This is a genomic window from Pseudomonas sp. 8BK, from assembly GCF_902506475.1.
GTDB classification, from domain to species: Bacteria; Pseudomonadota; Gammaproteobacteria; order Pseudomonadales; family Pseudomonadaceae; genus Aquipseudomonas; species Aquipseudomonas anguilliseptica.
Window position 1 is genome coordinate 1,589,493 of sequence record NZ_LR733252.1, and the last position, 26,007, is coordinate 1,615,499.

A 26,007-nucleotide genomic window follows, 5' to 3' on the forward strand; every position below is an offset into this window, starting at 1 on the left:
AACAAGAGGAACAACGAATGTTCGCCGCCGCCAACCAGACGCATTTCAGCCTGACGATCGAAGGCGTTAGCCACGATCTACAGGTGCTCGAATTCAACGGTCGCGAGGCGATCAGTCAGCCCTTCGAGTTTGAACTGGAGCTGGTCAGCGAGCGTCCTGACCTGGATCTGGAAAGCCTGCTGCATCAGGCCGCCTTTCTCGCCTTCGATCAGGCCGGCCACGGCATTCACGGGCAGATCTACCGCGTCGCCCAAGGCGAGTCTGGTAAACGCCTGACCCGTTACCACGTGACCTTGCGCCCACAGCTGGCGTACCTGGCGCATCGCACCAACCAACGCATCTTCCAGCACCTGAGGGTGGAGAAGATCATCAGCCAAGTGCTGCAAGAGCACGGCATTCAGGCCAACGCCTACCAATTCCAACTCGGCTCGATCTACCCCGAGCGCGAGTACTGCGTGCAGTACGACGAATCCGACCTGCACTTCGTCCAGCGCCTGTGCGAGGAAGAAGGTATCCACTACCACTTCCAGCACAGCGAACAAGGCCACGTACTGACCTTTGGCGACGACCAAACAGCCTTCCCCAAACTCGCGCCAACGGCCTATCAGCAAGACAGCGGTCTGGTCGCTGACAAACCGGTGATCAAGCGCTTCGGCGTGCGCGTGGAAACCCGCTCGAGCCGGGTGACCCGCCGTGACTATGACTTCGAAAAACCCAAGCTGCTGATGGAGGCGGACGCCAAGAGCGCATTCAAACCCGACCTTGAGGATTACGACTACCCCGGCCGATTTGTCGACCGCGAGCGCGGCAAACACCTCAGCCAGCGCATTCTCGAACGCCATCGCCACGACTTTGAGCGGGCGCAGGGCGACGGCGATCAGCCGCTGCTGGTCAGCGGCCACTTCCTGGCGCTGACCGAGCACCCGCGCGCCAGCTGGAACGACCTCTGGTTGCTCACTGAAATCCACCACGAAGGCAAACAGCCGCAGGTGCTGGAAGAGTCGGTGACCAGTCACACCGAAGTCAGCGATGGCTTCCAGCAGGGCTACCGCAACCGCTTTACCGCCACGCCCTGGGCCGTGCTGTATCGACCACCGCTCCACCACCCGAAACCGCGTATTCTCGGCAGCCAAAGCGCGGTGGTCACCGGGCCTGCGGGTGAAGAAATCCACTGCGACCAATATGGTCGGGTCAAGGTGCAATTCTTTTGGGACCGCGAAGGCCAGGCCGACGACAAAACCAGCTGCTGGCTGCGCGTGAGTTCGAGCTGGGCCGGCGACCGCTACGGCGGCATCGCCATTCCACGGGTTGGCATGGAAGTGCTGATCACCTTCCTCGAAGGCGACCCCGATCAACCGCTGGTCACCGGCTGCCTGTTCCACGCCGAACACGTGGTGCCCTACGACCTGCCGGCGAACAAAACTCGCAGCCTGTTTAAGACCCTCAGCAGCCCTGGCGGCGGTGGCTACAACGAACTGCGTATCGAAGATAAAAAAGGTGCCGAACAGATCTACATCCACGCCGAGCGCGACTGGGATGAAAACATCGAGCACGACCAGAAAATCCGCATCGGCAACGAACGCCACGACACCGTCGAGGCCAACAGCTACAGCGAATTCAAAGCCGAAGAGCACCGCACCACTCATGCCGACCGCAAAAGTGAGGTCAAAGCCAACGACCACCTTACCGTCGGCAACAACCAGCACATCAAGATCGGCACCGGCCAATTTATCAACGCAGGCCAAGAGATCCATCTCTCCAGCGGTCAGAAAGTCGTACTCGAAGCCGGCAGTGAACTCACCTTCAAAGCCGCCGGCAGCTTTATCAAGCTGGATGCCAGCGGCATCACCCTGGTCGGCCCGATCATCAAAATCAACTCCGGCGGCGCGCCGGGGAGTGGTTCGGGGGCGGCGCCAGTGTTGCCAATTATTCCCAAACCTGCCGATACCGCACCGACCGGCGAAAAGACCGGCAAGGCCAATATTAATCCGCTGCTGCAGCTGGCGAGCCTGGGCGAGCAAGGGCCACAACAACTGATTGTCGATGTATGGGGCGACCCCGCCTTGGGTGGCCAAGTACAACTGCTCGACCCGGAGGGTGACGCATGAGCGAGCTTAAGGATCAGCCCATCAAGCAGGGCACCCGCAAACGTGCGGAATACGACAATGCCCGCCGTGCGCGATTGGCGCTGAACATCGAGCGCGCCGATGGTGGGATGCTGCAGATTCCTGTCGAATCGGACATGCGCAGCAACGAAGAAGAGCCGGAAATTCAGCAGAATACCTTTCTCGCTGTGGTGCCCATGGCGCGCCTGCCCGGCCATGATCAGTACGATAAGGCGCCGAAAGGCGCACTGCCCCGTCCCGGGCGCATTTACGTATTTCAGAATGGCAAACTGTGGCGTGAATTGGAGTGCGACGGCCAAGGCAACCTGTCGGACGTGGATGTAGCCCAATGGCGCAAGCTGGCGACCCAGGGTAAGCCCGCCGATAATCGAGTAGCGGTCGGTAAACCACTGGCGTTAACGCTGGTACCCATGCTGCTGCAAGGACGTTTTGTCGGCGACCAATACACCATGGCCTATAGCGAGATGGCCTGGACATGGGAGTACATCGCCTGGTTGGAAGCCAGCAGTGGTCGGGTCAAAAATCGCTGCCAGAATGTAGCGCCGGCATGGTCCGCGGCGGTTGTCGGCGGCGAGCAATGGAAGCCGACCCAGGCGATGCCGATTGTTGTGATAGATAAGCAAGCCGAGGGGCTTAGGTCGCGTGACTTGCATATTGAATGCGCATTGCGCGACCCCGCGACTTTTACTCCGGCAATGACCGCATTCAATCCCCAAGAGCTGTTTGTCGAGCTGCATAAGCAACAGCAAGCGCTCGCCGGGCATATGGGGGCTGCCGCCCCGGCTGCGGTGCCAGGGCTACCTGCTGGCAAGGATGTTCTCGCAGAAAAAAGCTTGCGCGGCTATCCAAAACTGGTCGGCTTCATGTTGGACGACCCATTGTTCGAGTTGCGCCATGCGGTTGAGCAGTCCCGCCTTGCAACCGAAGCCTTGCAAACCTATAACGCCCTGGTGCCGTTCCAGCCGTTTGGTCGTTACGCCGAAGTGCTGCATCAATGGTCGATGCCAAGCAACGCGCCGTTGGCTGACCTGCGCGAGCATATCGATATGGCCGCGCTTGAGAAAACCATGCTGCATACCAAGCGCCAAAGTGCGCGCGAGGTTATTCATCGGCAGCTCAAGCGAACCTTGGCACTATCGCAGAGCAAACTGACCGCTGTATGGAATGATTGGGTCTACAGCAGCGATGAGCGCTTGCTGGAACCCTACAGCCTGCTGATCGATATGCTGGAAATGCTCAGTCGCCTCCCTCAAGGCAGCGATGCACGCAGCACCGAGGCCGAGGATCGCGCACTTGCGCAAGCGGTGGAGCGCCTGATCAGGCAGCTGGCGGATGCCAATCATCCGCTTACCCGTGCAGCCCTGGCCGACCAAAATGGAGCGCTACCAGAACTGCCCAAACGGCTGGCAAAGCTGGCAGCGACAAACCGGGCCATCAAGCCGGAGAATTTGGGTATAAGTTCCTTGGCAATGTTCGCCGGCCTGGAGAGCCAACAATCAGCCAACTATCAGTACGCGACACAGAACCTGGCTCTGGCGGTGGACGAATGGCTGAGTCATCTGAATAAAGCTGTGCTGTTGACGCTCAGGCAGCTGCGCACCAACGCTGCCACCGTCCAGTTGGATATGCAGCGACTCTTCACGCCGACTGTGGGTCTGCTGAGCAAACTGCATAGCCAGGCCAAAACGATCAAGTTCATGCCCCAGGGCGAAGCCCTCGCACAGAATATGGTGGTGCTGGGCGTGCATGGAGGCGGCCTCAGCTTTGGCTTGACGCCCAGCGAGCGCACCACCTTGACCCGGCAGAACTACCTGTACGGCAACTTGCAGGGACGCGGCGGCAATGTACTCGCCACCACCAGTGGCAAGCTGGCGGAAGCCAACCGCTTCGCCAGCAAAGACTTGGGGCGGTTTATGGTCGTGGCCGCGCCAGCCAACGATCCACTGGTGCAAGAGTTGAACAGCTGGCGGCTCAGCGCCGCCAACTTGGGTCGCGCAGGACAAATCGCCAAGTCGCCGGTATTGCCGCTCTTCGCCACGTTGATGGCTGCTTACAATCTGCACGTGAATACCATCGGTGCCAAGGCTTTGATGGAAACAGAATTCGCTAGGTTTACCGTTGGTTACGTGTCTGCATCTGCAGATCTTTTCTTCGCTTCAAACAACGTTGCGCTAAAAATCATAGAAGGCTCAGGCGTCCGCTCACCCTGGTATGCGCTATGGGAAAAGGGCCGCTTCGACGTCTCGCGGATATCGGAGCGCTGGGCAAGCAACCTCAGTAAGCGCACGGGCGGTAGTACTTGGCTCAGCGTCTCAAGGGCAGGCTCATTCGTGGCGATGGGACTGACTTCTGCACTATTTGTTTGGGACGCCAAACGCGCCTTCGACCAGGGCGATAAGGATGTATCCGTTGCCAATGCCATTGCCGCATCCGGCGCGGCCATGTGGGCGCTTTATACTCTTGGGGTGCTGGCCAGTCCCTGGGTACTGGGCGCGGGTATCGTGTTGTTGCTGGGCGGCGCCGTTGCTGCGGCGCTATTGGTAGATGGTGCAATCGAGCAGGCGATCAAGCACGGTCCTTTTGGCAAAGAGCGGCGTCTGCCGCATATGAATGACCCCAGGGTTGCCTATCAGCAACTGCTCGGCGCTATCGGCCAACCTCAGGTACGCATCGAGCGCCTGGAAAATTGGCAGAAACGCGCCCCCGCGGAGGATCAGGCGAAGCTGCGGGCTTCAGAAGCCCAGGGTAATAGCGACCTCGACCCGCTGGACTGGGTAGTCGAGCTGCAATCCGGCCTGCTGAGCCAATATCCCAGTAATCAGGGGTTTACCCTGCGGGCGTCCGAACTTAAATTGGAGCGCGGCCACCACAGCGGCTGGCAGCGTAGACCGCCCAAGGTCATTTCTCAGGAAAAGCTTGGTGCCGTCGTGCTCAATGGCGGTCGCGTGCTCTACGTACTGCCTCATCAGCACCGGCCAGCCTTTAACCCTTTGGCTACCAGTCAATACGCCCTCAAGGTGCGTGTGCAGTTTCGCCTTAGCCATCAAGCGTGCCGAGCCGGCGATCCTTTTCCGGCGTACGACGACCTGATCCTGCCGCAGCCGAGCCCACGCCAATGGGCGGCTTTCAATCCAGTACTGCTACCCAAGGAAGACGAGGTGATGGATGACGTACCCTATTGGCTGATCGAACAGAGCGACTACCGCAAACTATGAATGCCCCCGTAATAGAGCAATGCCTTTATACGGCTAGTGCCTACGACTCCACCGATATTCCGGCCCAGCCGCCGCATAAATGGCGGCAGGATGCCAATCGCAACAATCTGCGCCGCACCCAGTTGCGCTGGGGCCACTATGCCAACTTGCAGCCCTGGCAGATGGTCGATATGCAGCTACAGGCCAAGGAGCATACCTTTGTCGAGCGTACAGGGGATGCCGAACTGTATTGCGATCAGCAGCGCTGGCGCTTCGAGAATTTCAATAAGCTGCTTATGTTGATTCCAGGTTTAAAATTTGCTGCCTTATTCGCAGTGCCTTGGATCTTCTGGGTCATGGTGGTCGGCACCGTATTGTCAGAAGGAATAGGTAAATCGCTGACTGTAGCTTCTCTCGTGGTAATTCCCGGATTATTGATGATAGGAGTTAGTGGCTGGCTCTATTGGGGAAAGAGTCTAAAGTCCTACTTGATTCAAGTGGGAGCTGGCTTGGCCACGGCTCTGTTAAGTACAGCATTCAACTACAGCACATCTGGTTATGACTCCGACCTCTTATGGATGTGTGGGGTCATGGCCCTTTCCATCTTTATGGGCGTGGTCGGTTTCGACTTTCTTTTGGATCTGTATTTGCGCCTATTCAAATACGATGGCAGCGAGTTCAACAGGCAAACCGGTATGGTGACCATCGCCCGGCGCTTTCGTAAGCCGTTCGTGGCGCCGTTCTATGAGTTCGACGCCACCATGGAGTTTCGCCCAGGGCCGCATGGCAGTGGCGGCATGGCGCTGTGGTTGCATCACCGCTATGCCGATTGCGAAATATTCCTCGGCGGTAAGATGCATCCACTGGGCCTTACCCCGGAAGAAGCCCTGGCCTTCTGGGACTGCCTGCAACGCTATATGGATGTAAGCCAGCCGCTACCCGAGCTGCCGGTGCTCGAACAGTTCCGCCACCTCGACCCGGTCACCGCCGAGCATGACCGCCAGAGCAAGCGCGATCCGCGCCGCTGGCGCGATATGCCCTACCGTGCATGGGAGGGCCGGGGACAGCCAGAAACGATGAAACGCAACCGCGATTACAACTGGCAGCAACAACCCTGCATCATCCAATCCAAAATTGCCCCCGGCCTCAGCATCGAAGCCTACTATCGCAGCCAGGAAGCCAAAGGCATCCAGGCCACGCCTAAAGGCGATGACTACGACAATATTCATCGGGGTTAAAAAGGCCGATTAGTAGTGCATCGAGGCGCCATCGACCTCAACGGCCAGCCGCTGACCGCCCACCAGTTCACCGCGGGTGGCCGCGAACAGTACCGCCAGCAAGGCGCGCTGCTCAGCGAATACCTGTACGACGAACACGGCCGTCTGCGCGCCCACAGCCTGCGCCAGGAACAGCAACGGGTGCTGCAGCGCAATTATCGCTACGACGCCAACGGCAACCTGGCCGGCATCGACGACTCGCGCAAAGGCAGTAAGAGCTTCCACTACGACCCACTGGATCGCCTGGTGGCGGTGCGCGGCGACACTCCGGAAAGCTTCGTCCACGACCCGGCCGGCACCCTGCTGGCACAAAGCAGCGCCGTTGCCGACGACCGCGTCAACGTCAAAGGCAACCGCCTGCTGATGCAGGGCGACCACCACTTCGACTACGACGCCTTCGGCAACCTGATGCGCGAACGCCGCGGCGCCGGCCAGCGGCTGATTACCGATTACCGCTACGACTGCCAGCACCGCCTGATCGGCGCCAGCCTGCCCGACGGCAGCCAAGTGAGCTACCGCTACGACGCCTTCGGCCGGCGTATCGCCAAAGTCGTCGACGGCAAGACTAGCGAGTTCCTCTGGCAAGGCGACCGCCTGATCGCCGAAAGCACGCCAGAGCATTACCGCAGCTACCTCTACGAGCCCGGCAGTTTCCGCCCCCTGGCCATGCTCCAGGGCAAAGGGGCCAAGGCCGAGCCGTTCTACTACCAACTCGACCACCTCGGCACCCCGCAGGAACTCACCAGCGCTGCCGGCGAGATCCTCTGGTCGGTGAAATACCGCGCCTACGGCAACGTCGCCAAACTGGAAATCGCTGAAGTCGACAACCCCCTGCGCTTCCAGGGCCAGTACTACGATGCCGAAACCGGCCTGCACTACAACCGCCACCGCTACTACAATCCCAACACCGGCAGCTACATCACCCCCGACCCGATCAAGCTGGCGGGTGGGTTGAATAACTACCAGTATGTGAACAACCCGACGGGGTGGGTGGATCCGTTGGGATTGAATACGGTGCCGGGACAATGCCCAGATACCAAATCCGGATCACTATTTGATCGTTACCCGGAGAAGACGGTAATACAAACTAAGGGCATTGATGAACAGACTAAATTTCTCTCTGAAAATATTCCTGGACTTCCAGAAGCGCAGGCAAAAATAATACTTGAGGAGTCTCATGCGAAAGGCTCTTCCGCGGTATTTGGCGGAAGCAGGGTGCGCGGAAACCATTCAGCGAGCAGTGATCTTGATGTCGGGTTCGGTGGATTGAACGCGAATCAAGCGGCTAAGTTGCTTAAGAAGCTTGAGAAGAGATTCAGCCTTGAGTTGAACTTCCTTAATCTCGAAAAGACACGAATTGTTCCTGGGAACGAAACAGCCTCCATTAAGAAAATAGAAACTCCAGAAGAGTTTTTCCAACGCTCAGGTACTAGGAGTGACGCAGACCCAAAAGCGGGAGAGCCATACACTCCATCGGGATCCGTTACCGCTAATCCTGACGGCTCACTCGTAATAATCCCACCAGGAGCGCAGCCATGAAATTTTTAGTTGAAAATAATCAAATAGGCATAGAGTCAGTTATCTATAGAGAACTCGGCTTTGGTGAACAACTAAACCCCGAAGGTATAGCTTATAGGCTCGAAGTTTTAACTGATGAAATACCCGAAAGCTTCCATGAGGCAATAAACTCTTTTATAGAGCAATGCAAGAGTGATGACAAGGATCAAGAGATTTCTGAGACTCCAGAGTTGCAAAAACTAGGATATCCGGATTCTCAAAAGCTTTTAGTCAAAGCTCCTACTGTTCTGGGGAGAATGATAGAGGATTATTTATACTTTGAGTTTCTCAATGCTATATTTAAAACCTCGAACACCAATGCCAAATTCGTAATAAACAGTATTGATAGAGTAGATATATCTGGTGTGCAAATGCAGGTTTTTGGAAAAGGCTTTTTTAGGAAAATCTAGAAGGCTCGCAAATCGCTGATAGCCATTGCAAATATGAAACCAGCTCTGTAATGGCGAGTATCATCACAATGTAAATGAAGGCAATGAAGACGATATCGGTTCCGTTATATATCGATGCTTTAAACAGGCTTGACATAGATCAATCCTTGCCTGGAGACCTAAAAGAAATTTATCTAAATGATGCGGAATTTGAAGAGTTATTTTCTTCGGGAGTAATAAATGAAATAAATCATCACTTAGGGAAATTAATTGATGATTATGAAGATGAAAGTATTCAAGTCCTGCAAGATCTAAAGGCCATGCTGGGATTATTAGAAGCTAAAATCTCTCAAAACGATCTTCCGGTTTTGCAGAAGATTATTTCTCTTACAAAAATTGCCATAGTAAATAAAACCGGTGTGTTCTTTTATTTCTAGCACGCAAGAAAGGGTGACTACAGCAATGAAGGATGAATCTTTACTCATCGCGTTCAAAAGTAGCGGAAGTTAATTCTTGCCAGACAACATGGTCACTTCAGGCCATCTAAGCTGGGCAACAATATGAGCAATGATAGAATCATAGAAAAATTAAATACTTGGATCGGGGACTCTGAAGAATCCAACTGGACTGCATACAGCCCCGAACTAGTTGCAAAAACAATTCTTCCCGACTTCACAGAAGATCAATGGGAGATGCTTAAAAAGGTAGTACTATTAAAACCAGAATATTGGCAGCAGCGTTGCGCGGTATCTTTAGGAGAGGATAGATCGGGAAAAGCTATCGAAATATTAAAGCTACTGTTTTCAGAGTCCCAGCATCTGGACGTTCAGGTGATGGCCATATACGAGCTTGATTGGGCTGAGGTGCCAATAGAGCATCAATATGCCGCTTACATCAAAGAGGTCATAGCTAATATCCCCGAGGATGAAGTTGAACCTGAACTACAACGACTCTTTAGTAAGGCTGAGTCGGCAAAGATATAGAAATGCTGAAAAATCCATTCTTAGATGAACCACACGCCCTAAGTATTAATGAATTTCTTTCAGGAAGAGGCATATACGACAGGGAGGAAGTTCTAAGAATGGTCTGAAATTCCTACTCCGAAAAATGTAGCCCAGTAATCATACAGCTTACAGACCTGCCATTTCATAAAAAACGGGCCTTTTCAAAGTTTCCCTAGACAACCTGAATATGCCATGACTAAACGGGTATTTTGGGGGCGGCCTGATAGATACCAGCGCGCTAAACCTTTATGAGGTTTCTTCAAGCGAGCGCGACACACGCATGTTTTATTTGCTCGACTCAAATAGGCCTATATAACATATATGTTGAAACACAACGAAATCAGCGTAGTGCACCATTGCCTGCTGGATTTTAGAGGCTCTTCATCTTTAGGGGTCAATAGTTACATTCCAATTTTGCTGAATCGGCTTCTAAAATCAGAGGGTGTCGGCTTGGAAATGTCTGGAGTATATTTAAGCAACGATGATGATATAGAAAACATTCCGGATTATTTACTGGATGTGAATGGCATGGCCTTCGAGTTTATGGATGAGCACGTCACTGTACCTTTTTCATTGGGGGCAGCTTTTATAGCAAACTGGTGCAACAAAAACATCGTTGAGAATCGAGACGCCATTATTAGTAAATGCAATGGCTTAATTAAAAAATACCAGCCCGTTTAATTGCAAAACCAAATTGAAGCGAAAGAAGCTTCTCAAGCTGTTGAAGTAATATCCGGCAAGTTCGAGTAATAGAGCGTTGCGCCATATTCATTTATTACCCATCATCGAAAGCGCATTTAGCTTAATGCTGCAGCACCATAATTCGGCTCAGCCAAACCATGAAAGATGACCTTTCAGATCGCTACTCAGGCAGCTTGCTCGGTTTGGCTTGCGGCGATGCAGTGGGAACATCCGTGGAATTTTGTCCCCGCGGTACGTTCAGCCCGCTCGTTGATATGGTCGGAGGGGGTCCATTTAATCTAGTACCGGGCCAGTGGACTGACGACACATCAATGGCTCTTTGCCTCGCGGAAAGCCTGCTAGCGAAGAACGGCTTCAATGCCAAGGATCAGATGGGGCGGTACCTCAACTGGTGGCAATGGGGGTATATGAGTTCGACGGGGCAGTGCTTTGACATTGGAAATACAGTCAGGCAAGCGCTCCTGAAGTACCAACAAACGAATCAACCTTTCGCAGGTTCAGTCGAGCCTGATACAGCGGGTAATGGCTCGCTCATGCGTCTCGCACCTGTTGTGCTCTTCTACTATTCATCTGATCAAGACATTGCCCAATTCACGGTCGCGAGTTCCTGTACAACTCACTCCGCGCCCGAGGCGACCGAGTGCTGTCGCCTCTTGGGAGAGTTGCTTGCCAAAGCTTTGGCGGGCAAGTCGAAGACCGAAATTCTCAGCCCTTCGCGGACGAGCTTTATCGAACCCAAGGTCAGAAACATTGCGTCTGGAAAGTACATGCACAAGACGCGCGAACAAATCGCTGGAACAGGCTATAGCGTGGCTTCGTTGGAAGCCGCGTTGTGGTGTTTTTGGCGTTCGGAAAGCTTCGAGTCAGCAGTGCTCGACGCTGCGAACCTTGGCGATGATGCAGACACTACCGCAGCGATAGTGGGTCAATTGGCCGGCGCTTTTTATGGCAAATCGGGAATGCCGACTCATTGGCTGGCAAAGTTGCACATGAGGGCAGAGATTGAAGACATGGCGGATGCATTGCTCCAAGCCGCCAAGGCAAGGCAGGCCTAGCGAAGTGGATTAAGGACAGTCCAATTGTCCTGCCTGCCGAAAACGTCAAGATGGCAACGGTGAAGCTCTTACGGCGATATCGACCTATTTAAGGAAAAAGGGGCAGATTTATTTTTGGAGGGATAAATAAAACTGTCCCTTTTCCTGTTTTTTTCAATTACGACTTTGGAAATCCAAGCCATTGATGGAGCGAATACCAAGAGTGCGTTCAGCCCAGATTTTGAAAGCTGGCAGCTTGTCGGTGCTGGTAGGTGTCGCGTGGTCATGCGATGTCAGGTCTAGAGCTGCAGTGCGCTTGTAGCGGGATACACGAGGGTTCCGTCTACCTTCCAGCTGGTCATTCTTTATGCGATAAGTACGCTCAGAGCGACTCAGGCTCTAAACGGCTTTAACGACACCAACCAATGCAACTCTCCAACACGGATAGGCTTGGTCAATAACTCAAGTTCATTTCATGGATGATATCGATGCATACAAAATCATTACTTGCGCCTCTTTCTTTGGTCCTGCTTAGCCAGCTTTCCCACGCGGCTGTTTTATACGATGCTCGCTTTGCCTCGCCGCCGAATATCGACGGGCAGTCCATTGTGATCGACGGTACCCCGCATACGCCTAGCCAGGTAACCATGGGCGCAGTGGAGATGCGTTCCGGCTTCGCGGGTCAGCCGGGCAACTGGGCGGTTTTCAATGCCCCGGGCTGCAGCTATGACCAGATCCAGTTCAATCTCCCGACAGGGCTGACGAAGGCCTACGTCAGTTGGGATATGTTCCCGAGCATGCTTAACAACAGCGAGAGTGCCTTTAACGTGCATCTGGACAGTACAGGCTATGGTGCCCGTAGCCTGTCCATGCATGGCGGTCAGAACAGCATCCAGCTATTCAATTTCGGTAAATCAGCAACGCTTTCCAGTCTTTCCAATCAGACGAAGTACCGTGTACTGGCTCGGGTGGATGCGGCGAGCGATCAGCTGGAAATTTCGATTAATGGCAATCCGGTATATAGCGGCACCTTCGGTAGTCCTGACCTTACCAGCGTGCGCATGACCCTCTCTCCTTGGAAAGGCGGGGCAACTCAATGCAATGAAAGCGCTGCAGCACTCAGTAATGTCCTGATTTATGAGGACCCAAGCGACCTTGAAACTCCGCCTGCGCAGAGCATTGGAGTGACCTTCAAGTTGGTACCCGGTTATCCGACCTCCGTATCGGCTAATGGTGGCTACCTCAGTTATTACCGTGGTATTCAAAATAGTGGTGACGTGCCGCTGAATCTCTATACCTGGATCACCGTCGACTTGCCCGATGGCACGGGGTTTCCGTTACGCCAGAGCCACTCAGTGAGCTTGCAGCCGGCAGCCAGCATGGCCACGGTACAAAACGGCTTATTCATTCCGAAATGGTTTCTAGCCGGTGATTACAAGGCACGCATGGTGGTGGTCAACCAAGTGACAGGGGAGCAATTTAATTACGATATACCGTTTACCAAACGGCCCTAGTTTCACGCCCACTGCGCATAGACTAACGGCCCGTTAATGGACGCTAGTCTATGAGTTCTACACAGGGCTTAAGCCGGCTGAGGCTCGGCACCTTAGAATGCTTCAGGGCAGCGTTGGTTGGCTCTGTAGCAGCTCCGGCCTTTCCCTCTGCAGTTTGCTCTGCAGCATTTCCAGTTGCTCCAGCGCGGCGCGGGCTTCGTCTAGTTCGGTTTGGCTGCGTTCGCCGGATTGCGCGGCTTGTTCGATGCGCTCGCGGATGGCGGGGATCTGCTGCACGCCGCTGGCGTAGGCCATGATCTGGTCGCGGGTTTGCTGGTCTTCGAAGGCGCTGTACCGCGCCGGGTCGGCCAGTTGGGTGGCGGACGCGGGTTGACGGGGTTTGAGTTGGCCGAGGGCCGGGCTGCGCGGGTCGCCTTGGTCGGCCATCAGCTGGATCAGCATTTGCGCTTCCTGCGCATTCAATTGCGCTTCGTTTGGCGGTTCTTCCACCGGTTTTTCTGCCGGCGCTGGGATTGCAGCGGGCTGCTGTACCGGCAGCGCGGCGGGCATCTCTGGTAAGCGGATGGACTGGCTGATCGATGTTGCGGGCTGTGGTGCAACGGCTGGCGCGGTGTCGGCCTGGGGCGTGCGCACAACTACGATGGTCACTGCAGTGATCACCCCGAGCAGGCCGATGCCGAGCCAGGCCTTCATAGCCCTTCTACCTTGGCATTGGCCAGCAGGGTATCGACGCGAGCCTGGAAGGCTTGGGTCAGCTGCTCCTTGGCCACGGCCTGGTTGACTTCATAACGCACGCTGGGGTCGCTAAGCGGCAGTTGCTTATCCTCACGGCTGCGCACCTGGACGATCTCGAACGCGCCGTCGATCAGCATCGGTTGGGAGATGCTGCCTGCTTTCTGCAGCAGGGCGGTCTTGCGCAGAAAATCCAGCTGCGCATCCTGCGGGCGGATCAGGCCGAGGTCGCCGGGTGGCGTGTGGCTTTTGCTGTCCGCCAGGGAGTAGCGGTGTACGGCGTCATCGAAGCTCAGGCCTTTTTGCAGTTCGGCATACACCCGGTCGGCACTGGCTTGGTCTGCCAGGCGGATATGACTGGCCTGCACCTGGGCGACATTCTGGTAGAGCTGGCGGTTGCGCTGGTAGTATGCCTCGGCATCTGCATCACTGACCTGGCCGGCGCGCTCGCGCAGGCTGGCGGTTTCATGGTGGAAGTCGCTGTGCAGGCCAAGCTGGTGTAGGTATTTGTGGCGAACGAGTTTGTCGCGCACCAGCTGGCGGATGCCGGCCTGTTCGTCCGCACTGAATCCCTTCTCTCCGAGCTGATACCAGAGGTAGTCGCGTAGCGCCTGCTGACGCACCTGTTCGGCCAGGTACACCAGGTTGCCCTGCTGCAGCTCCACCCGGCCTTGTACGTTATCGCCCTGATACAGCTCGAGCAGGTTCAGGCGTTGTTCGGCCTGACCGGGGAATTGCCAACTGATCAGTTGCACCTGTGCGGCATCGGCCTGTTGTTGGGGGCTCAATTGCAGGCTATCGAGCACCACGCCTTGGGTTGGCGCGGTCAGCACCTGGCGCAGCCGTGCGCTGCTCAGCGCTTGTGGTTGGCGTAGGAAGGGCCGGACATCGTGATCGAACTGGCGGCCGTAGACCTGCTCGATCAGGTTGGCGGCTTCGCGTTCGACCAGCGCATCCAGATCGCTGCTGTATTTGGCGCTCAGTTCGGCTTCCACCTCGCGGGCCAGCAGGTGGTTTTCCGCAAGGCCAGTGCGCAGCAGACGCAGGTCGGTATTGAATTTGACCCGGGTCATGGCCTGCTCCAGCAGGCCGATGCTTTTGCCGGGCAGGCGTTCACCGTTGATGCGCATGTCCTGGCTGCCCAGGGCTGACAGGCAGATGCCTGTCAGCCCCAGTACCAGCAAACTGCGCTGGATAAGCCCGCGCACCTTACAGGCCACCCTGGCCATAGAAGGTGTTGGCACCCTTGGTCAGCACGCTGACGGTGAGGGCGATGGACTCCGGAATCAGCTCCTTGGCCACTCGCAGGCGGGTGGCGTAGCTGGTGTCATACAGCGGCTCGGGGCGCTGGTAGGCGACCTGGGCGGTCTGGGTCAACAGATCGCGGATCGGCTTCTGTGCGTCATAGCTGCCGACGCGGTTGGCCACTGCCGCCATATTGTTCAGACCTTCGCTGAAGTAATGATCGTCCACCCAGCCTTCCCAGCCGGAGTGACCATTGCCTGAGGTGACCCAGGCGTGGTGCGGCTGCGCCACATCACCGGTGGTGTGCAGCGAGTAGCCGATGGTTTGCAGGGACGGTGCGTTCTTGAACTGATCGAACCAGTATTTGGCCAGGTTATCGATAGGCTGGAAGGCCGCCGTCTGGAAGTCGCCGTAGTGCGTCTGCCAGTTGGAGGACGTGCCCTGACGGTAATGCGCTTCGGTGGTGTCGAAGTCGCTTTTCTTCAGCTCGCGGTTGTACAGGTAAACCATGGCGTACCAGTCAACGTCGCCGCTCCAGCTGCCATCTACCTTGCGGTAGCGGTAGTCGTAGCCGCCGTGGTCGTTGCCGTGGGCGTCGCCCTGGCGGGCCATGTTGATAAAGTGCCAGTAGGACGTGTAATTGACGATGGAGGCCGCTGCGCCATACACCGGCGCGTGCTCGTAGCCGACCCACCAACCGCCCAGGCGGGTGTCCTGGAAGTCATCGACGTCGTAGGCGGCCTGGCCGAGGATTTCCCCCGCGCGGGCTTCACTGCCGGCGGCGCCGACGTAGAACTGGTAGGCACGTTTCATCTCGGGCGTGGCGTGCGCCGAGTTGAGGAAGGCCAGGGCGTCCTTGACGATATTCTTGTGTGTAGGTTGCGACCAGGCGCAGGCGTGGCTGGCGCTAAAAGCCAGGCCTAGACCAACGGCCAGGGAGGTGAGGTTTTTCATAGGGAAGGCGCTCTTTTGTTGTTGGAGTTGAGCAGTATTAGCGGTCATTGATGGCAAAACTGTTGCAATGCCGCACGCCAACTTAAAGTCTATGCGCCGGGTTGTCTCAACCCAACTAAGGGTTGGTGGTATAGACCAACTTTATTGCGCGCTTTAGGCCGCGCCACTGTTCTTATGGCGCAAGGGCGCCTGGATGCTGAGGCATTGGCCGCCTGAGCCAAGCTGCAGAACGTGAGCTGTGTCTCGCTTTGGGGCTGCGCATATCACCGACAATGCCGCGCCGGCCGGGACGCCGATACCTCTCGGCTACTCCATTGCACCAATCTTCAAGGACGATGACCATGAAACTGCAGTTCACCCTTTCCGCGCTCGCGCTTTCCACCCTGCTTTCCGGCTGTCAGAACATGAGCCCCGACGCCATGCTTAGCACCGGGCTGCAAACCATGCAGGCCGCTACGCTCAGCGATGCTGAAGTGAATAGCATGGCCGACGACGCCTGCGTACAGATGGATGCCCAATCGCCAATCGCGCCCGCCGATAGCACCTACAGCAAGCGCCTGGCGACGATCGCCAGCAATCTCGGCAGTCAGGTCAACGGGAGGCCGGTCACCTACAAGGTTTACCTGACTGACGAAGTCAATGCCTGGGCCATGGCCAACGGTTGCGTGCGTGTATATAGCGGCTTGATGGACCTGATGAACGACAACGAAGTGGAAGGCGTGCTGGGCCACGAGATGGGTCACGTTGCCCTTGGCCACACCAAGAAGGCGATGCAGGCGGCCTACGCTACTTCGGTGGCTCGTGGCGCAATTGCCTCTTCCGGCAACAGTGCCGCCATGGCGTTGTCCAACTCGCAACTAGGCGATTTGGGTGAGGCGCTGATCAACGCGCAGTTTTCCCAGTCTCAGGAAAGCGCAGCCGATGACTTCTCTTTTGATCTGCTGAAGCAGCGCAACATTCCGCTGCAGGGTTTGGCCAGTGCCTTCGACAAGCTGGCTCAGCTCGGCGGTGGCGACAGCAGCATGTTTGACTCCCACCCAGGCTCGGCCGATCGCGCCGCGCATATCCGCCAGCGTATCGCTGCCGAGAAGTGATCGACGAGGGGCCGCAATAGCGGCCCCATCTGTTTCAGGAGTTACCCATGCATAACCGATGCGCTCTGTTGATCTGTGCTTCTTTGCTACTGGCTCCGCAGATAAATGCCGCTAGCAGCGATGAGTTGGATGCTCGCTACAATGACTGCCTGGAGGCTAGCGAGGGGCTTACTAACAGCCTGGTTGCAGCCTGCGCTGAGGGTGTTTCGGATGTTGCGAAAAAACAGATGAACCTTACTTACCAGCGCCTATACCTCACGCTGCAACAAGCTTCGCCGGAAGATGCCAAGCAGCTCGAGGAGGCGCAGAAGGCCTGGCTTATCTATCGCAACGCGCATTGCGATATGCAGGGCAAGCATATTGGCTCGCCGATGTACTACACCTGCCCAATGGAGCTGAACATCGACAGGCTCGTCGAACTGGAATTTTTGCTCGATAACGGCGGCTAGAATTCATCGTTCGCCCGAGGCTAATCCACGGCAGATTACTCACCCGCTATGTCCTGGCTGTGCAGTGCCCCTGTCTCGCTGCTTTCCAGCACCACATAGGCACTGGCGCAGAACAACGAGTTGAGGCGTTTCATATCGGCGATCAGCTCCATATGCAGGCCGCTGGTTTCGATGCTTTGCACCACTTGATGATGCAAACGGCCGACATGTGCGTGGGCTAAGCGACGTTCCTGGGCGCGGAAGCGGCGTTTTTCGCGCAGCAGTTGGCGGGCGCTCTCCTGGTCGCCCGAAAGAAATACCGAGAGGCCCAGGCGCAGGTTGGCGGTTAGTTGTTGATGCAGACTGGCCAGCTCTGCCAGGCCGCTATCGGAGAAGGCGTGACGCTGGGCAGTTTTCTGATCCTGCACCTTGCCGAGCATGCGTTCGATGATGTCGCCGGCCTGCTCCAGGTTGACCGCCAGCTCGATGATCTCTGCCCAACGTCGGTTGTCGTGGTCGCTCAGGGCCTCGCGCTGGATCTGCGCCAGGTAGAGTTTCACCGCGCTGTAGAGCGCATCGACATCATCATCAAGGCGGCGCAGTTCCTTGCTAAGTGCCGTATGTCCGCCCTGCAGCACCTCCAGTAGATGGTTGAGCATGGTCTCGATCAGGTCGCCGATGCGCAGGGTTTCACGCACCGCATTGGCCAGCGCCAGGCTCGGTGTGGCCAGCGCTGTAGGGTCGAGGTGGCGCGGGCGGGCGACGCCGTTTTCATCAGGGCGATCCGGCAGCAGCCAGTTGCAGAAGCGCGCCATCAGCCCGACCGTGGGCAGCATCAGCACACAGCGTAGGCCGTTGTAGAGCAGGTGAAAGCCGATCACCAACTCTTCGGGGCGCCAGTTCAGGCTGTCCAGCCAGTTGGCCAGCGGGTCGAGCAGCGGCATCACCAGCAGCAGGCCAATCAGCTTGTACAGCAGACTGCCCAGGGCCACGCGCCGCCCTGCAGGGGTTTGCAGGCTACTGGTGAGAAAGGCCAGCACGCCGCTGCCGATATTGGCGCCAATCACCAGGCCGATGGCCACGGGCAGGCTGATCAGGCCGGCACCGGTCAGGGTTGCGGTGAGCAGCACGGCGGCCAGGCTGGAATAGGAAATCAGCGCGAACAGCGCGCCGACCAGCGCATCCAGCAGCAGGTCGCCGGTCAGTGAGGCGAACAGCACGCGGATGCCCTGCTCCTGGGTGATTGGCGTAGCGGCGGCGACGATCAGCTCAAGGGCCAACAGCATCAGCCCCAGGCCAATGGCCACGCGGCCGAGCTGGCCGGCGCGGGTCTGTTTGCGCGAGAGAAAGAAGATCACCCCGAGGAAGATCAGCAGCGGGCTTAGCCAACTCAGGTCGAGGGTCAGCACCCGGGCCATCAGCGCCGTGCCGACGTCCGCGCCGAGCATGATCGCCAGTGCCGGAGTCAGCGCCATCAGCCCCTGAGCAACGAACGAGGTAACCAGTAATGCAGTGGCGTTGCTGCTCTGCACCAGTGCGGTAACACCGATGCCGGCGGCAAAGGCCAGCGGCCGCTTGCTGACGTTATGGCTAAGCACCTTACGCAGGTGCGAGCCATACACCCGCAGGATGCCGGTGCGGACGATATGAGTGCCCCAGATCAGCAAGGCGACGGCAGACAGCAGATTCAGCAGGGTGAGCATGGTGCTGCTCCCTGGCGCGTCAGCCCGGTTGCAGCGTGACGCGCGGTTTTTACTTGTTATAAAGGCCCATCGTGTAGAAGCGCAGACCCTGTATTTAGCTTTAGCTGGGGTTGGCGCTGCGCGCCAGCGCGCGACACAGCCTGTCGTGCAATCCCGCCAGGCTGCGTGAGCTGATAACCTTGCCCGCTACTGAACGGAAGCGACTCCCTCTGATGCTGACGCTTTATCACGCCCCTGACCTGGAAACCCTTGGCGAGCTGGCCACCACCCTGCTCGCCACGCCGATGCGCGAGCCCTTTGCGCCGGCGCTGGTGGTGGTGCCGAGCCAGGGCATGGGGCGCTGGCTGACCCTGGAGCTGGCGCGCAAGCAGGGCATTGCCATGCAGCTGGAGGTGCAGCTGCCGGCCAAGTTCGTCTGGGACCTCTCGCGCCTGTGCCTGGGGCAACTGCCGGAGCAGTCGGCGTTCAGCCCCAGCAGTTTGAGCTGGCGCCTGTATGACTGGCTATGCGAGCCCGCTCACCTGAGTGAGGCGCCGCGCCTGGCGCATTACCTGGACGGTGGCGATGAGCGGCGGCGTTTGTCACTTGCCGTGAAGATCGCCGACGTATTCGACCAATACCTGCTGTATCGCGACGACTGGCTGGCCGCCTGGGAGCGCAATGAGCAGCAGGACCTCGGCCCTGATGAAGCCTGGCAGGCGCTGCTGTGGCGCGAGCTGACCCGTGACGGCCACCCGCACCGCGCGCGTTTGCTGGAAGAACTGCTCGCCCGCCTGTATGACGCCACGCCCATCGCCGGGCTGCCCGAGCGTGTATTGGTGTTCGGCATCAGCTCGCTGCCACCGCACCATATGCGGGTATTGGAAGGCCTGGCGCGGCACACCCAGGTGATTGTTTTCGCCCTCAACCCGTGCCGTGAAGCCTGGGGCGAGATTCGCGATATTCGTGAGTTGGCCAGGCAACCTGAACTCAGTCCGGACGATTGGTATCTGGATGTCGGCCACCCGTTATTGGCGAGCCTGGGCAAGCAGGGCCGCGACTTTTTCGACAGCCTGTTCAGCCTGGCGTCCAGTGAGGGCAGTCAGGAAATCGGCCTGTATTCCGAGGACGCTGACCTGCACGACGCCAGCCTGCTGCAGGCGTTGCAGAACGACATCCTGCGCCTGCGCACCCGCCAGTCGGATGAGCGTTTGCGGCTGCGCGAAGACGACCGCTCGCTGGAGCTGCACGTCGCCCACTCGCCGCTGCGCGAAGTGGAAATCCTGCATGACCAACTGCTCGCCCGCTTTGCCGCCGAGCCCGAGCTGACTCCCGATCAAGTCGTGGTGCTGACCCCGGACATTGAGCGTTACGCACCCTATGTCGAAGCGGTGTTTGCCCCGCGCGAGGGCGTGCCGCGTATTCCCTTCAGCCTGGCCGATCGCAGCCTGCGCGCGGAAATCCCACTGATCGAAGCCTTCCTCAATCTGCTGGCGCTGCCAGACAGCCGCTTTGCCGCCGAGGAAGTTCTCGCCTGGCTGGAACAGCCGGCCATCGCCCGCCGCGTTAGCATCGAGGCAGAGGATTTACCGCTACTACGCGACTGGCTGCGCGACGCCGGTGTGCGCTGGGGCCGCGATGAAACGCACCGCGAGCAGCTGGGCCTGCCGGCGGATGCCGCCTTTACCTGGCGCCAGGGCCTGGATCGCCTGCTGCTGGGCTTTGCCGCGCCGCCGCAGTTGGCCGGTCTGGCTGCGCCACTGTTGGGTACCAACTGGCCGCTGGATGCGCTGGAAGGCGGCCGCGCACAACTGCTCGGCCGTCTGGCCGGTTTTGTCGAGCGCCTGGCCGCCCTGGCGCAGAGCCTGCAACGGCCACGGCCTTTGCGCGAATGGGCCGAGGGCCTGCAAGTGCTGATCGACCAGCTGTTCGACGAGCGTGAAGCCGGCGACACCCTGTTGCTGTTGTCCAAGGCCTGCGCCTCGCTCAAGGAGCAGGGAGACGCCTCGGGCGTTGAGCGGCCGATCGAGCTGGCGCTGATCCGTCAGCAACTGACTGCAGCGCTAGAGCAAGGCAGCGCCGCCTCGGGTTTTCTCACCGGCGCGGTGACCTTCTGCACCATGGTGCCGATGCGCAGCCTGCCGTTTCGCCTGGTCTGCCTGCTGGGTTTGGATGACGGCGCACTGCCACGCCGCACGCCGGCTGCCGGCTTTGACCTGATCAGCCAGAAGCCTCGTCGTGGCGACCGCGCCCGCCGCTTGGACGACCGCTACCTGCTGCTGGAAATCCTGCTCTCGGCGCGCGGCGGCCTGTACCTCAGCTACGTCGGCCGCGACCCGCGCAGCAACGCCGAACTGCCGCCCTCGGTGCTGGTCAGCGAACTGCTGGATGTGGTCGACCTAACCGCCATAGATGGCAACGGTCCGGCCAGCGCGCGGATTACTCACCACCATCCATTGCAACCCTTCGCCCCTGGCAACTTTGCAGGTAACCGGCATACCGGCTTTGCCGCGCCGTGGTTCCGCGCCGCGCAGCGCTTGAGTCAGGCGGTGGAGGCGCCGCAGCCCTTCGCCAGCGCCCTGGATGCGCCAGATGCGGACTGGCTCTGCATCGAGCCAAGCCAGTTGATTCACTGTTTCAAACATCCCGCGCGTTATCTGCTGGAGCAGCGCCTCGGCCTGCGTCTGGCGCAGACAGATGAAACCCTGGCCGGCGACGAGCCCTTCAGCGTCGAGTGGACCAGCCAGCACGGCCTGCGTCAGTTGGCGTTGCAAGCCATCGAGAACGGTTGGAGCGAGCGCCAGGAGCGCGCCGTGGCAGCGGCCTCCGGCTGGTTGCCCGTGGGCGAGTTGGGCCAGGCACATTGGGGACAGATTCGCGGGCCGATTCGCGCCTTCGCCCCCACTCTGTTCGACGAACGCCCGGAGGATGCCGCGCAACCGCTGCTGGTGGATCTGGAATTGGCCGGCGTGCGTATCCACGGCTGGCTCGATGGCGTAACCAGCGCGGGTCTGTTCGACTACCGCCTGCGTGATCTCGGTGCCTGGGAACTGGCGCCGTTCTGGCTGCGCCATCTGCTGCTTAACTGCGCTGCCACGCCTGATATCAGCCGCGACAGCCGCCTGCTCTCGCCGAAAAGCGAATGGCGTTTGGGCCCGCTGGCGAATGCCCGCGAGCTGCTGCAGCCTTGGCTGGAGGCCTACAAAAGCGCGCTGTGTGAACCACTGCCGCTGTTCGCCAAATGCAGCCATGGTTTTGCCCGCAAATGGCGCAATCCAGGGCGCAAGGAGCCGATTGACGCCGCGCGCAGCGAAGCGCGGGTGATGTGGCAAGGCAATGATTTTATGATCGGCGAAGGCCAGGACCCCTGGAATGCTCTGGCTTTCCGCGACCGTGAGCCGCTGGACGAGCGTTTCGAAGCCCTGGCCGAACAGCTTTACGGCCCGGCGCTGGACGCCCTGCAAGGCAGTGACGAGGACGAAGCATGAGCAGCGCCAGCCTGAACCTGCTGCACGACAGCTTCACTGGCCGCTCGCTGATCGAGGCCAGCGCCGGCACCGGCAAAACCTGGACCCTGACCGCGCTGTACGCGCGCCTGTTGCTGGAGAAGCAACTCAACGTCAGCCAGATTCTGGTGGTGACCTTTACCACCGCTGCCACCGCCGAGCTGCGCGAACGCATTCGCAAGCGCCTGGCCGAGTTGCTGGCGGTGTATGAACAGGGACCGGGCGACGACTCCTTGCTCAATGAACTGCATGCCCAGTACCCGGATGCTGCCAGCCACCGACGTCTGCTGCTGGCGGTGCATGGTTTTGACGAGGCGGCGATCTTCACCATCCACGGCTTCTGCCAGCGCGCCTTGCAGGACGCCGCGTTTGAAGCGGGTGGCGATTTCGACAACGAACTGACCCACGACGATCGCGAAATTATCGACGCCCTGCTCGCCGACCTCTGGCGGTATGAGCTGGCCAGCGCCGAGCCGGAATGGGCGGCGTTTCTGGTGCAGCAGAAGATCACTCCGCAAGTTCTGCGTCAGCGCCTGCGCAATCACCTGGGTAAGCCGTACCTGCGCATCGAGCCGCAACCGGGTACGCGCAGTGAGATGATCGCCCTACGCGCCGCCTGGCAGCAGGCGCAGCGTCTTTGGCAGGGCGAAAGCGCGGCCTGGTTGCAGCAACTGAAAGCCTTCGATGGCTTTAAGAGCAATATGTGCAACCCAGCCAAGCTGGGCGTCTGGCAGGCCGAGCTGGACGGTTATTTCAGCGACGCCGCCGCGCTGTTCAGCAAGACCGAAGCGCATCGCCGCCTGGCCCGCGAAGGCTTGAACAAGGCCAGCAAGAAGGGCTGCGAAGCCCCGGCCAATCCGCTGGCCGCCGCGCTGCAGGAACTCTGCGATGCCCTCGACGCCGCGCAACCCGAGGCCGAGCAACGTCTGATCGACCTGCAGGTACGCCTGATCCATCAGCTCAACGAACAACTGCCTGCGCGCAAAGCCGCGCAACGCCTGCTGGCCTTCGGTGACCTGCTCAACAAGCTGCAGCAGGCGCTGCAGGGCGAGGGCGGCGAGCACCTGGCCAGCACCCTGCGCACGCAGTATCCGGTGGCGCTGATCGACGAGTTTCAGGACACCGATCCGGTGCAGTACCGGGTGTTTCACCGTATTTATCAGGACGCCGGCGACCTGTGTTTTGTCGGCGATCCCAAGCAGGCCATCTATGCGTTTCGCGGTGCCGACTTAGCCACGTACTTAAAAGCCCGCAGCGAAGCCGCGCGGCAATACAGCCTGGCCACCAACCACCGTTCCACGCCCGAGTTGATCGCCGCGCTGAATCAGCTGTTCGACCGGCCCATGCCCTTTGCCGAGCAAGGCTTGGATTATCAGCAGGTCGGGGCCAGCAACAAAGTGCGGGCGCAACTGGTGTTGCCGCATGTTGAGGATGAAACCGACGCACCGCTGGCGTTGGTTTGGCTGGATAACGATTACCTGGGCAAGGGTGAAGCGGGCGCTTTGGTGGCACGGGATACGGCGCGGCGCATTGCGGCGGTGCTTGGCGCCAGCAGCCGTGGCGAGGCGTATTTTGAGCAAGACGGCACGCGCACACCGCTCAAAGGCGGCGATATTGCCGTGCTGGTCGCCAGCCACCGTCAGGCCGGCGAAGTGGCCGCCGAGCTGGCCGCCCGTGGCGTGCCCAGCGTGCGCCGGGGTAAGGAAAACGTCTGGCATAGCGAAGAGGCCGATGAGCTGTCCGCTGTGCTCGCGGCTTACGCCGAACCGGGCCGCGAGGGTGCATTGCGTTATGCCCTGGCCAGCCGTCTGCTGGGCCGTAGTGCCGCCGATCTGGCCGCCTGCAGTGAGGACGCTCAAGCCTGGGACCGCGAGCGCGAAGCCGCCGAGCGCTACCACCAACTCTGGCAACAACAAGGGTTTATGCGCGCCTTCCGCGTCTGGCTGGATGAGCAGCAGGTGGCCCAGCGCCTGCTGGCGCTGGTCGATGGCGAGCGCCGCCTGACCAACCTGCTGCACCTGGCCGAGCTGCTGCAAACCGAAAGCCTGCAACGCCCCGGTCTGGAGCAATTACTCGCCTGGTTTAACGCCCAACGCAGTGCCGAGGCCCATGGCGAAGACGCCTTGCTGCGCCTGGAAAGCGATGCCGAACGGGTGCAGATCGTCACCATCCACACCTCCAAGGGCCTGGAATACCCGCTGGTGTTCTGCCCCTACCTGTGGGACGGCGCGCTGCTGCGTCAGCACGAGGACATCACTTGTCACTCCGACGACGGCACGCCGCTGCTGGACCTCGGTAGCGAGCAGCTCGACACGCACCGCGAGCGCGCCCGTCATGAGCGTTTCGCCGAAAAACTGCGCCTGACCTACGTCGCCCTGACCCGCGCCCGCGATCGCCTGTGGCTGCACTGGGGGCCGGTGGACTGCAAACCGAAAAAGGACGGCACCCTTGGCGATAGCGGCCTGCACAGCAGCGCCTTGGCCTGGCTGCTGCACGGCCGTGCGTTGCCCGGTGAGGATGCTCTGGCCGAACTGGCCGGCCATCTGCAAAGCCTTAGCCCGCAGGGTTTGCGTGCAGAAGTCGAACAGTTGATCGCTAGCAGCCAAGGCCAGATGGCCCTTCAACCGTTGCGTGAAAGCGAGGCCAACGCCGCCGGCGAACAACGCGCCCCGGCCCCGCAGCAACTCGCCACCTTGCAGCGCAGCCTGCACAGCGCCTGGCGCATCGGCAGCTTCTCCGGGTTGGCCGCCGGCATGCATATGGAAGCGCCGGACCGCGACGGCCTGGTGCTGCCGGATGCCAGTGAGTCGGGCACGGGCTTCTTTGCCTTTCCCCGTGGTGCGCGGGCCGGTACTTGCCTGCACGCGATTCTGGAAGATTGGGCGCGGGGCAAGGCGCCGCTGGCTGAACTGATGGAGCCGGGGCTGAGCGGCCACGGCATTAGTAGCGACTGGAGCGCGGTGGCGCTGACGCAATTGCAGCAGGTGATTGACACCGATCTGGATGGCCAGGGTCTGACTCTCGCTGGTATTAATCCAAGCCGGCGCCTGCCCGAGCTGGGCTTTACCTTCCCTCTGGCCGGGCTGGATGTGCAGCGCCTGCGGGCGATTCTCTGTGACCCGGCCCATGGCCTGGCGGCACCGATGCGCGAGGCGGCAGCACGCCTTGAATTCGACTGCCTCAAGGGCTTTCTCAAGGGCTTTATCGACCTGACCTTCGAGCACGACGGGCGCTGGTACATCGCCGACTACAAGTCCAACTGGCTCGGCCCGGATGCCAGCTACTACGGCGGCGAACGCCTGCTGCAAGCCCTGGCCGCCGAGCATTACTACCTGCAATACCTGATCTACCTGGTGGCGCTGCGGCGCTTCCTGCGTCAGCGTCTGGACGACTTCCAGAATGAGCAACTGGGCGGCGCCTACTACCTGTTTCTGCGCGGCATGCCGAGTGGCGGGGTGTATTTCTCGCGCCCAAACGATGGGCTGCTCGATGCGCTGGATAACCTGTTTGCGGAGGGGCGCTGATGCTGTTGGGTGACCCGGCGGGGTTGTGTTGCGTAGGGTGGATGA

General features: G+C 59.1%; 17 protein-coding genes and 1 pseudogene. 14 read left to right on the forward strand and 4 right to left on the reverse strand.

The genetic code is table 11. The features are described 5' to 3' along the window. Positions 1 to 17 precede the first annotated feature (17 nt). The 10 genes and pseudogenes from tssI (at position 18) to ACIN8IBEIGE_RS07310 (ending at position 12,797) form a co-directional block, all read left to right on the forward strand. Positions 18 to 2,108: a type VI secretion system tip protein TssI/VgrG gene (tssI, locus tag ACIN8IBEIGE_RS07265; protein ID WP_160014061.1), complete on the forward strand. Its 2,091-nt coding sequence runs from the start codon at positions 18 to 20 to the stop codon at positions 2,106 to 2,108. Between the two features lie 467 nt (positions 2,109 to 2,575). Next, positions 2,576 to 5,341: a hypothetical protein gene (locus ACIN8IBEIGE_RS07270; protein WP_160014062.1), complete on the forward strand. Its 2,766-nt coding sequence runs from the start codon at positions 2,576 to 2,578 to the stop codon at positions 5,339 to 5,341. Beyond that, the gene (locus ACIN8IBEIGE_RS20905) at positions 5,338 to 6,558 is read left to right on the forward strand and encodes a hypothetical protein (RefSeq protein WP_256665061.1); all 1,221 of its coding nucleotides are present in this window, start codon (positions 5,338 to 5,340) and stop codon (positions 6,556 to 6,558) included. The genes ACIN8IBEIGE_RS07270 and ACIN8IBEIGE_RS20905 overlap by 4 nt, the downstream gene beginning before the upstream one ends. 27 nt (positions 6,559 to 6,585) lie before the next feature. Continuing rightward, positions 6,586 to 8,136: pseudogene (locus tag ACIN8IBEIGE_RS07280) on the forward strand (RHS repeat-associated core domain-containing protein); the annotation flags it as partial. Beyond that, the gene (locus tag ACIN8IBEIGE_RS07285) at positions 8,133 to 8,564 is read left to right on the forward strand and encodes a hypothetical protein (protein WP_160014064.1); all 432 of its coding nucleotides are present in this window, start codon (positions 8,133 to 8,135) and stop codon (positions 8,562 to 8,564) included. The pseudogene ACIN8IBEIGE_RS07280 and the gene ACIN8IBEIGE_RS07285, both read left to right, overlap by 4 nt. 83 nt (positions 8,565 to 8,647) lie before the next feature. After that, positions 8,648 to 8,980, forward strand: coding sequence for a hypothetical protein (locus ACIN8IBEIGE_RS07290; RefSeq protein WP_160014065.1), 333 nt, complete (start codon positions 8,648 to 8,650; stop codon positions 8,978 to 8,980). A gap of 123 nt (positions 8,981 to 9,103) precedes the next feature. Beyond that, positions 9,104 to 9,526: a HEAT repeat domain-containing protein gene (locus ACIN8IBEIGE_RS07295; protein ID WP_160014066.1), complete on the forward strand. Its 423-nt coding sequence runs from the start codon at positions 9,104 to 9,106 to the stop codon at positions 9,524 to 9,526. A gap of 369 nt (positions 9,527 to 9,895) precedes the next feature. After that, positions 9,896 to 10,228, forward strand: coding sequence for a hypothetical protein (locus ACIN8IBEIGE_RS07300; protein ID WP_160014067.1), 333 nt, complete (start codon positions 9,896 to 9,898; stop codon positions 10,226 to 10,228). Positions 10,229 to 10,386: 158 nt separating this feature from the next. Beyond that, positions 10,387 to 11,304, forward strand: a complete 918-nt coding sequence (locus tag ACIN8IBEIGE_RS07305; protein ID WP_160014068.1) for an ADP-ribosylglycohydrolase family protein — start codon at positions 10,387 to 10,389, stop codon at positions 11,302 to 11,304. Between the two features lie 467 nt (positions 11,305 to 11,771). Next, positions 11,772 to 12,797 carry a hypothetical protein gene (locus tag ACIN8IBEIGE_RS07310; RefSeq protein ID WP_160014069.1) on the forward strand — a complete coding sequence of 342 codons (1,026 nt, stop codon included), beginning with the start codon at positions 11,772 to 11,774 and terminating at the stop codon, positions 12,795 to 12,797. Between the two features lie 102 nt (positions 12,798 to 12,899). Here ACIN8IBEIGE_RS07310 and ACIN8IBEIGE_RS07315 read toward each other — a convergent pair whose 3' ends face one another. The 3 genes from ACIN8IBEIGE_RS07315 to ACIN8IBEIGE_RS07325 are packed head-to-tail and all read right to left on the reverse strand — an operon-like array spanning position 12,900 to position 15,728. Further along, on the reverse strand, positions 12,900 to 13,490 hold the full coding sequence (locus ACIN8IBEIGE_RS07315) for a hypothetical protein (RefSeq protein ID WP_160014070.1): 591 nt from the start codon (positions 13,488 to 13,490) through the stop codon (positions 12,900 to 12,902). After that, complete coding sequence (locus ACIN8IBEIGE_RS07320; protein ID WP_178124339.1) at positions 13,487 to 14,737, reverse strand: peptidyl-prolyl cis-trans isomerase; 1,251 nt, start codon at positions 14,735 to 14,737, stop codon at positions 13,487 to 13,489. The genes ACIN8IBEIGE_RS07315 and ACIN8IBEIGE_RS07320 overlap by 4 nt, the downstream gene beginning before the upstream one ends. A gap of 1 nt (position 14,738) precedes the next feature. After that, on the reverse strand, positions 14,739 to 15,728 hold the full coding sequence (locus tag ACIN8IBEIGE_RS07325) for a phospholipase (protein ID WP_178124340.1): 990 nt from the start codon (positions 15,726 to 15,728) through the stop codon (positions 14,739 to 14,741). A gap of 341 nt (positions 15,729 to 16,069) precedes the next feature. On the opposite strand from ACIN8IBEIGE_RS07325, the gene ACIN8IBEIGE_RS07330 reads away from it, so the two are divergent. Then, the gene (locus ACIN8IBEIGE_RS07330) at positions 16,070 to 16,822 is read left to right on the forward strand and encodes a M48 family metallopeptidase (RefSeq protein WP_160014072.1); all 753 of its coding nucleotides are present in this window, start codon (positions 16,070 to 16,072) and stop codon (positions 16,820 to 16,822) included. A gap of 47 nt (positions 16,823 to 16,869) precedes the next feature. Continuing rightward, complete coding sequence (locus tag ACIN8IBEIGE_RS07335; protein WP_160014073.1) at positions 16,870 to 17,271, forward strand: lysozyme inhibitor LprI family protein; 402 nt, start codon at positions 16,870 to 16,872, stop codon at positions 17,269 to 17,271. Positions 17,272 to 17,306: 35 nt separating this feature from the next. On the opposite strand, the gene ACIN8IBEIGE_RS07340 is transcribed toward ACIN8IBEIGE_RS07335, so the two are convergent. Further along, positions 17,307 to 18,953, reverse strand: a complete 1,647-nt coding sequence (locus ACIN8IBEIGE_RS07340) for a Na/Pi cotransporter family protein (protein ID WP_160014074.1) — start codon at positions 18,951 to 18,953, stop codon at positions 17,307 to 17,309. 212 nt (positions 18,954 to 19,165) lie between these two features. On the opposite strand from ACIN8IBEIGE_RS07340, the gene recC reads away from it, so the two are divergent. After that, positions 19,166 to 22,420 (forward strand): exodeoxyribonuclease V subunit gamma, encoded by a 3,255-nt coding sequence (recC, locus tag ACIN8IBEIGE_RS07345; protein WP_160014075.1) that lies wholly within the window; start codon positions 19,166 to 19,168, stop codon positions 22,418 to 22,420. After that, on the forward strand, positions 22,417 to 25,962 hold the full coding sequence (gene recB / locus ACIN8IBEIGE_RS07350; protein WP_160014076.1) for an exodeoxyribonuclease V subunit beta: 3,546 nt from the start codon (positions 22,417 to 22,419) through the stop codon (positions 25,960 to 25,962). Before recC ends, recB begins: the two co-directional genes overlap by 4 nt. The last annotated feature ends 45 nt before the right edge of the window (positions 25,963 to 26,007 follow it).

Bases quoted from the DNA above. Each gene is read 5' to 3' on its own strand.
- tssI (WP_160014061.1), top strand. From the start codon at position 18: ATGTTCGCCGCCGCCAACCAGACGCATTTCAGCCTGACGATCGAAGGC.
- ACIN8IBEIGE_RS07270 (WP_160014062.1), top strand. From the start codon at position 2,576: ATGGCCTATAGCGAGATGGCCTGGACATGGGAGTACATCGCCTGGTTG.
- ACIN8IBEIGE_RS20905 (WP_256665061.1), top strand. From the start codon at position 5,338: ATGAATGCCCCCGTAATAGAGCAATGCCTTTATACGGCTAGTGCCTAC.
- ACIN8IBEIGE_RS07285 (WP_160014064.1), top strand. From the start codon at position 8,133: ATGAAATTTTTAGTTGAAAATAATCAAATAGGCATAGAGTCAGTTATC.
- ACIN8IBEIGE_RS07290 (WP_160014065.1), top strand. From the start codon at position 8,648: ATGAAGACGATATCGGTTCCGTTATATATCGATGCTTTAAACAGGCTT.
- ACIN8IBEIGE_RS07295 (WP_160014066.1), top strand. From the start codon at position 9,104: ATGAGCAATGATAGAATCATAGAAAAATTAAATACTTGGATCGGGGAC.
- ACIN8IBEIGE_RS07305 (WP_160014068.1), top strand. From the start codon at position 10,387: ATGAAAGATGACCTTTCAGATCGCTACTCAGGCAGCTTGCTCGGTTTG.
- ACIN8IBEIGE_RS07310 (WP_160014069.1), top strand. From the start codon at position 11,772: ATGCATACAAAATCATTACTTGCGCCTCTTTCTTTGGTCCTGCTTAGC.
- ACIN8IBEIGE_RS07315 (WP_160014070.1), bottom strand. From the start codon at position 13,490: ATGAAGGCCTGGCTCGGCATCGGCCTGCTCGGGGTGATCACTGCAGTG.
- ACIN8IBEIGE_RS07325 (WP_178124340.1), bottom strand. From the start codon at position 15,728: ATGAAAAACCTCACCTCCCTGGCCGTTGGTCTAGGCCTGGCTTTTAGC.
- ACIN8IBEIGE_RS07330 (WP_160014072.1), top strand. From the start codon at position 16,070: ATGAAACTGCAGTTCACCCTTTCCGCGCTCGCGCTTTCCACCCTGCTT.
- ACIN8IBEIGE_RS07335 (WP_160014073.1), top strand. From the start codon at position 16,870: ATGCATAACCGATGCGCTCTGTTGATCTGTGCTTCTTTGCTACTGGCT.
- ACIN8IBEIGE_RS07340 (WP_160014074.1), bottom strand. From the start codon at position 18,953: ATGCTCACCCTGCTGAATCTGCTGTCTGCCGTCGCCTTGCTGATCTGG.
- recC (WP_160014075.1), top strand. From the start codon at position 19,166: ATGCTGACGCTTTATCACGCCCCTGACCTGGAAACCCTTGGCGAGCTG.
- recB (WP_160014076.1), top strand. From the start codon at position 22,417: ATGAGCAGCGCCAGCCTGAACCTGCTGCACGACAGCTTCACTGGCCGC.